This is a genomic window from Candidatus Binataceae bacterium (assembly GCA_036495685.1).
GTDB lineage: Bacteria > Desulfobacterota > Binatia > Binatales > Binataceae > JAFAHS01.
Genome location: DASXMJ010000005.1, coordinates 1 through 5,726, shown reverse-complemented (window position 1 = coordinate 5,726; position 5,726 = coordinate 1). Strand labels below are relative to the sequence as shown.

The 5,726-nt window shown below is 61.6% G+C and carries 6 protein-coding genes; all 6 read right to left on the bottom strand.

Annotation, left to right across the window (positions count from 1 at the left end):
* Positions 1-97 precede the first annotated feature (97 nt).
* The 6 genes from VGI36_00570 to msrA all read right to left on the bottom strand — a co-directional run bounded on the left by VGI36_00570 (position 98) and on the right by msrA (position 5,669).
* Complete coding sequence (locus VGI36_00570; GenBank protein ID HEY2483605.1) at positions 98-226, bottom strand: hypothetical protein; 129 nt, start codon at positions 224-226, stop codon at positions 98-100.
* A 613-nt stretch (positions 227-839) separates the two neighbouring features.
* Positions 840-1,949, bottom strand: a complete 1,110-nt coding sequence (locus tag VGI36_00565; protein ID HEY2483604.1) for a DUF917 domain-containing protein — start codon at positions 1,947-1,949, stop codon at positions 840-842.
* Positions 1,946-3,472 (bottom strand): hydantoinase/oxoprolinase family protein, encoded by a 1,527-nt coding sequence (locus VGI36_00560; protein HEY2483603.1) that lies wholly within the window; start codon positions 3,470-3,472, stop codon positions 1,946-1,948. The genes VGI36_00565 and VGI36_00560 overlap by 4 nt, the downstream gene beginning before the upstream one ends.
* Before the next feature lie 82 nt (positions 3,473-3,554).
* Complete coding sequence (locus tag VGI36_00555; GenBank protein ID HEY2483602.1) at positions 3,555-4,268, bottom strand: class II aldolase/adducin family protein; 714 nt, start codon at positions 4,266-4,268, stop codon at positions 3,555-3,557.
* A 185-nt stretch (positions 4,269-4,453) separates the two neighbouring features.
* The gene (locus VGI36_00550) at positions 4,454-5,068 is read right to left on the bottom strand and encodes a hypothetical protein (protein HEY2483601.1); all 615 of its coding nucleotides are present in this window, start codon (positions 5,066-5,068) and stop codon (positions 4,454-4,456) included.
* A 76-nt stretch (positions 5,069-5,144) separates the two neighbouring features.
* Entirely contained in the window at positions 5,145-5,669 is a 525-nt protein-coding gene (msrA, locus tag VGI36_00545) for a peptide-methionine (S)-S-oxide reductase MsrA (protein HEY2483600.1), read from the bottom strand.
* Positions 5,670-5,726 lie beyond the last annotated feature (57 nt).

Genomic DNA, 5,726 nt, shown 5'->3' with positions numbered 1-5,726 from the left:
ACCGAAATCCGTACCCAACTGTTAAGAAAGATGGTCGCAATGAAGATTAGATCTTCCCCGGTGGATGCGACAGCGCACGCGGGGCCGAATTCGGGGGCTACCCCGCCGATCGAGGAGTGAACAGCGCCCCGCAGATGATCTTGGCCGCGTCCAGGACCTGTTCGATGACTCGCTGCTCACCCACCTCCCCGCCGATCGCCAATCCTTCCATAATAAGGGCGAGCATGACCGGGAAGAGATCCTGGTTCGGAAGGCTCGAAGCGAAAGGCTCGAACAGGCCCCTTGGCATCCTTTCTACGGATTCGCTGAGACGAGTATAAAAGCGCGCGGATAGAATTGCGGAGGTAGGCGTCGGTGCGGCTGGCAATCACCAGTTCTAGCCAGGCTTGGTAAAGCGGGCCGTTAACGGTTTCCCAAATGAGGTCGATCGCCATGGAACGCCGGTCCGCTTCGACCGGGAGCTGTTCCACCTTCTGCCGCATCTCGTTCGACAGCAGTTCACTCAGTTGCTCGACCGCCTTGGCGACAAATCCTCCTTGGTCGGAAAGTGGTAGAGCTGAGCGTCGCGCGACAATTCCGCGCGCTCCGCGATCCCCAAACCAGTGGTGTTAGCGTACCCGCGTTCGATCACACATAGGATCGCGGCTTCGAGCAGACGCCGCCGCGTTTCGGCGCTTTTCTCATCCTGCTTCAAAATGCGGTTTGAGAGTACGCAGACTGGAGGCATCCATGATCGAACCGCATGCCAGCAAGGGACCACGTGCGGAGAGCATTGTCGGTTGGTACAAACGCGCGGGCGAGGGCGCGCTCCGGGAACACAACAAAGGCGACCCGTGCTTCTAAGCGGATCGAAAAGATATGTAAGGAAGATCGTAGCCGAACGCACTCGGTCCGACCGATTTGAGTGCGATTGGAGTCGTGAGCAATGGAGAGGCCGGCAGGGCCAGGACCGTGACACGCAGTCCCGGTCTCAGGATGTCGGTGCTGACCGGAGTGCCGGACTCGGTCTCAACCAGAGCAATGAGGTCGGGAACGGTTAAGACGACCTCATCGTCCAGCTTTACGATCAGATATTCATTCTTGAACGCGATTTCCGCTCGATGACCGCGGTCCTCGTCCACCCCTTCCACGCGCACGGTTCCCCAGTCGTGTCCGGCGCGGAACTGCCTTTCGACGTCGACTACCTTGCCCACCAGGAGCGGTTTTCCATCGGCGGCATCGATGATGGCGCGGATCGGATCCGTGGCGCTCGCGCGCGCGGATTCCACGGCGCGCCCGATTCGCAGCGCGAGCGAGATGGAGCCGCGCACCAGTGTGCGGCTTAAGGACTCTTGATCGAAAACCGCGGTCAGATAGATCAACCCGCCTTCTTCGGTACACACTTTGCGGACCGCACGCTCAAAGTGGATTCCGGGTGGTTCGCCTGATGAGCCCGCAGGGTCGGGGTGGTTGATTGGCGGAAGGGGCAGAATGCCGCGGTCGCTGCTGAGCGCGTGGGGTAGCCCCCGCGTCGTCCCGTAGATAGAGAAGGTCGTCATCTGCAGCTCCGGAAACGCGCGGCCCATCCCGTCGCCGTCCAGCAGTGGCAATCCGGCTTGGGCCGCGGCCAGTAGCGGAAAGATGCACTGCAAGCCGCCGATCTCACCGGCGAAGAATGCCGTCAGCCGGCCCTTGAGCGCTGGGGTGACCGCATCGAGGCCGGCGCGCAAGGCAATCAGACTCGGCGGCTTCTCCAACGCTACCAGGGTAGCGCCTACCGCGGCCGGGCTGATGGCGAAGGAGCCGGGTTCCATGTCATTGACATCGATGACCCGAACCTCCGTCTCTTCGCTCAGGAGGCGTCGCGCGACCAGTTGACCATAGTAGGAATTGCCACCCCCGCCGCATCCGAGCACCGCCGAGCCCAGCGCCAGAGCCGATACATCGGACCTGTGAATCGCGTAGCTCATTGAGCCTGGTCCTCGATATCGCCGACGGCGCGCGCCCGAACCCGAATCGCGTCGCTCGCCAGGTAGGAGAACGCTGCATCTTCGAGCTCGACCGTGGTAACCGTGTCCGGCGCGGCACCGGCATCAGCGGCGCGCCGATGCGCTTCACGTTCAGCGCGGGCGAGAGCTTCCGGACGCGAAATTGCTGTTGAAGAAAATGTCAGGTCGGCTTCTCCGCCGACTTGCGCCATGGCAGCTCCATAGGCGTTGGCAACATCGGCACGTTCCGGGCACAACACTTTCCGGCCAAGGTCACGCAGCAGCGCCTCGATGAGCGGCGCCCCTCCGCCTACCAGGATGATCGGAAGGTTGCGCCCGGCACGCTCAAAATTCTCCAGCAACCGCTCGAGGCGTACACGCAAGCGCTGGTCCACGCGAGCGATTGTTTCGGCTCCCAGATGTGCCACGCGGGAGCGGTCGCCCAACCGGATTCGGCCGGCGGCCACTGCTACGTCGGTAAGCGTCAGGGTTGCACCGCCAAACACCATCGCTTCCTCGGTCAAGCGAAACCCCACGCTCCGTGGCCCGACCTCGCCGGTTTCCAAGTCGACCAGGCTGCCGCCGCCGATCCCGACCGAGCAAAGATCCGGCATCCGAAAATTGGTCCGCACTCCGCCGACTGCGAGATCCAGGCCGGCCGGTTGCGGATAGCCAAGATGCACCACGCCTGCATCAGTGGTAGTTCCGCCCACGTCCAGCACGCACGCCTCCTGTGACGACGCCAGGATTGCGGCTCCGCGCAGGCTGTTGGTCGGTCCTGAAGCCACCGTGAAAATCGGGGCCTCGACCGCGCGACTCGCGCGGGCCACGGTTCCATCGTTCTGGCTGACGAAAAGATTGGCGGGTACCGCCGCCTGGTACGCGGCGAGGGTTCGCGCCGCCAGGGGCCGCAGCATCGCGTTGAGCAGCGTGGCGTTCTCGCGTTCGAGAATTCCAAACCGGCCAATCCGGTGCGAGAGCGAAACCTGCAGCCTGGGGTTTTCGGCTACCAGCCATTCGGCAATCCGTACCTCATCGTCGGGGTACGAAGTTCCGAAGACGGACGTCACCGCGGCCTGCGTGGTTTCGGTCGCGCTGAGCCGCCGCGCGATCTCCGCGAGCTCCTGTCGATTCAGCGTTCCGATTGGACGCCCGTCGTATTCGCGTCCTCCACTGACGAAGTAGCTCTGGTTGGAAACCGCAGCTCGCAGATCGTCGGGCCAATCGGTCATGGGTGGCAGCGATTCGGAGACTGGCTTTCCGGCACGAATCGCGGCAGTGGGTGCGAGTTCGCGCCGTTCGACCAGCGCGTTGGTGAACGCCGTCGTCCCAATGTGGACGCGGCTTGCGCTGGCCGCGCCACCGATTTTTTTGAGCGCGGCAACGATCCCGCTGTAGACATCCGCGGTGGTGGGGACTTTCGCCCACCCAACTATTTGCGTATCGCCAACCAGCACCGCGTCGGTGTTGGTCCCGCCCACGTCAATTCCGGCAACCAGCTTCACGCGACTCCAGGCACGGTGGCTAAAACGTCGATCGCCACCGCCTCATTTAGAGGGCGACGGTTGAGCGCAACCCCAGCACGTCTCAGGCGCGCCGCGCAGCGGCCCTTCTCGTGAGCGCGTCCTTGCGTTCGATTTCGATGTCCTGCCGCGCGAGCATTGAAGCGACGAGTTTCTCGACTACCGGTCGGGGCAGAGTGCTGATCGGTTTGCCGCTGGCCAGCGCGTGCGAATACACAACCGAGATTTTCTCGAGTAACTCGACATAGGTGAAGGTGTTCTCCAGGTCCTCACCCACGCACAGCGCTCCGTGGTTCTGGACCAGGTAGCAGTGGCACCGATTGGCGAGTTTGCGCGCGACCGCCTCATGCAGTTCGCGCGTGCCGGAGAGCGCGTACGGAATTACATCAACGATATCGCCGATTGCGAGCGTCACTTCATCGAACAGCGGCGGAATTGGGAGGTTCAGGATGCTGATCGAGCTGGCGTAGACCTGATGGGTGTGGATGATCGCGTTGACGTCGCGACGCACCTGGTAGGCTGCGATATGCATCGGCGACTCTATCGAAGGTTGGTGGGAACCTTCTATGCGCTGGAGGTGGAAATCGATGACGCAGATGTCCTCCGGCCGCATCAAGTCGTAACGCATGGCGGTCGGAGTGATCGCAATCACTTCTTCGCCTTCGACCAGCACCGAGACGTTCCCGGCGGTACCTGACTTGGTGCCGAAATATCCGCCCTCTGACAGTCTCCGGCTGACCTCGAGGACATCCCGTCGGTATTCGTTATAGCGGCTCATTCTTGGCCTGACTCTCTATATTAGCCTATATCAGCGCACGTCAAGCCGATAACAGCCAAAATCGCTAGAGGAAACACGAAATTGACAGCTTGGAATCAACCTCTTAACAAGCCTTGTACACCACCTTGGCCTGCCCTTAAATGCCGGCCGTCGGGACGCGGAAATTAGCTCGGTGTGGCGCATCATCAGCCGGAGGGTGCGTTTGCAGCGCCCCCGCGTCTGCGGAGCAACACGCTCGAAAGCACCGCCAGCGCGAGAGCGACGGCCCCCAGAACCGCGATCAGCCACAAATAGGTCTCGACCTCGGTCCCTACAATTGCTGCCGCGACTAGGACCAAGCTGACCCACACGAAGCTGTTGTCGAAGTGTATTCCAGCGAGGAAGCAAGTGAGCGCGAGCAAGACCAGGACCACAAGCGCGACCGAATCGGCGGACATCTCGCCGCGCGCATGCTGGAGGAACAGAACCCGCACCGCGACAATCGGAAACATCCAGTGGAAAAACTGACGCAGCAGTACGCGCCATAGCGGCTTGACATACGCAGCGCCGTCGGCCAGCTCGTGCCACACGCATGCGACACCGAAAACTGGAAACATCAGCTCCCAGTACCCAAGCGCTTTGTTGACCGCGAAATTCGACAGGAACAGCCCGACCATCACCAGCAGAACCAGCACGCCTACGATCAGCGCGCGCCGCAAAGCTACGGCTTGAAAGCGGGCCGCTACCGAGGTCAGGCGGTCCCGCGAATGCGCCGGCGCACTCGCCGCGCCTTCAGCTGTTTCTGGAGAATCGGCAGGCATACACAGACAAGTTCATCCCGCCATGATCCGAGGACACCACGATGCTCGTGTCCCTTGGCGAGTCGGGTTGGAAGGGTCAGCCGTGGCGCAATGCTTTGCGCACGATCTTCCCGCCGCAACCGTTGAAACCGCATCCCTCCGACAGCCCGGCTTTCTCGAGGTAGCGCTGATGATATTCCTCGGCGCGGTAGAATGCGCCTGCAGGCGATATTTCGGTGACGATCGGACGACCAAAACGGCCCGAATGCTGAAGTTCTTTCTTGGATGCTTCGGCGCAGGCGCGCTGCTCGTCGCCATAGAAAAAAATCGCCGAACGGTATTGCGATCCGAAGTCGACGCCTTGCCGATTTAGCGTGGTAGGGTCGTGGATCTGCCAGAACACATTCAGCAGATCATCGTAGGAAACCTGCTCTGCATCGTACTCAACGCACACCACTTCGGCGTGACCCGTGCGATCGCTACAGACCATCCGATAGGTCGGATTCAGGACCGTCCCGCCGCTGTAGCCGACGGCTACGTTCACCACGCCCGGCACCTGGCGAAATGCCTCCTCGACGCTCCAGAAGCAGCCCGCACCAAACATCGCTTGCTCGACTCTCATCTGTTCACCGCGGCGCGAGGTTCGCGCCCATGGTCATCTGTTCGCTTATAGTTGGAT

What these genes read in the sequence shown, in the direction of transcription:
- VGI36_00570 (HEY2483605.1), bottom strand. Translation starts at nt 226, where the DNA reads ATGCTCGCCCTTATTATGGAAGGATTGGCGATCGGCGGGGAGGTGGGT.
- VGI36_00555 (HEY2483602.1), bottom strand. Translation starts at nt 4,268, where the DNA reads ATGAGCCGCTATAACGAATACCGACGGGATGTCCTCGAGGTCAGCCGG.
- msrA (HEY2483600.1), bottom strand. Translation starts at nt 5,669, where the DNA reads ATGAGAGTCGAGCAAGCGATGTTTGGTGCGGGCTGCTTCTGGAGCGTC.
- VGI36_00565 (HEY2483604.1), bottom strand. Translation starts at nt 1,949, where the DNA reads ATGAGCTACGCGATTCACAGGTCCGATGTATCGGCTCTGGCGCTGGGC.
- VGI36_00550 (HEY2483601.1), bottom strand. Translation starts at nt 5,068, where the DNA reads ATGCCTGCCGATTCTCCAGAAACAGCTGAAGGCGCGGCGAGTGCGCCG.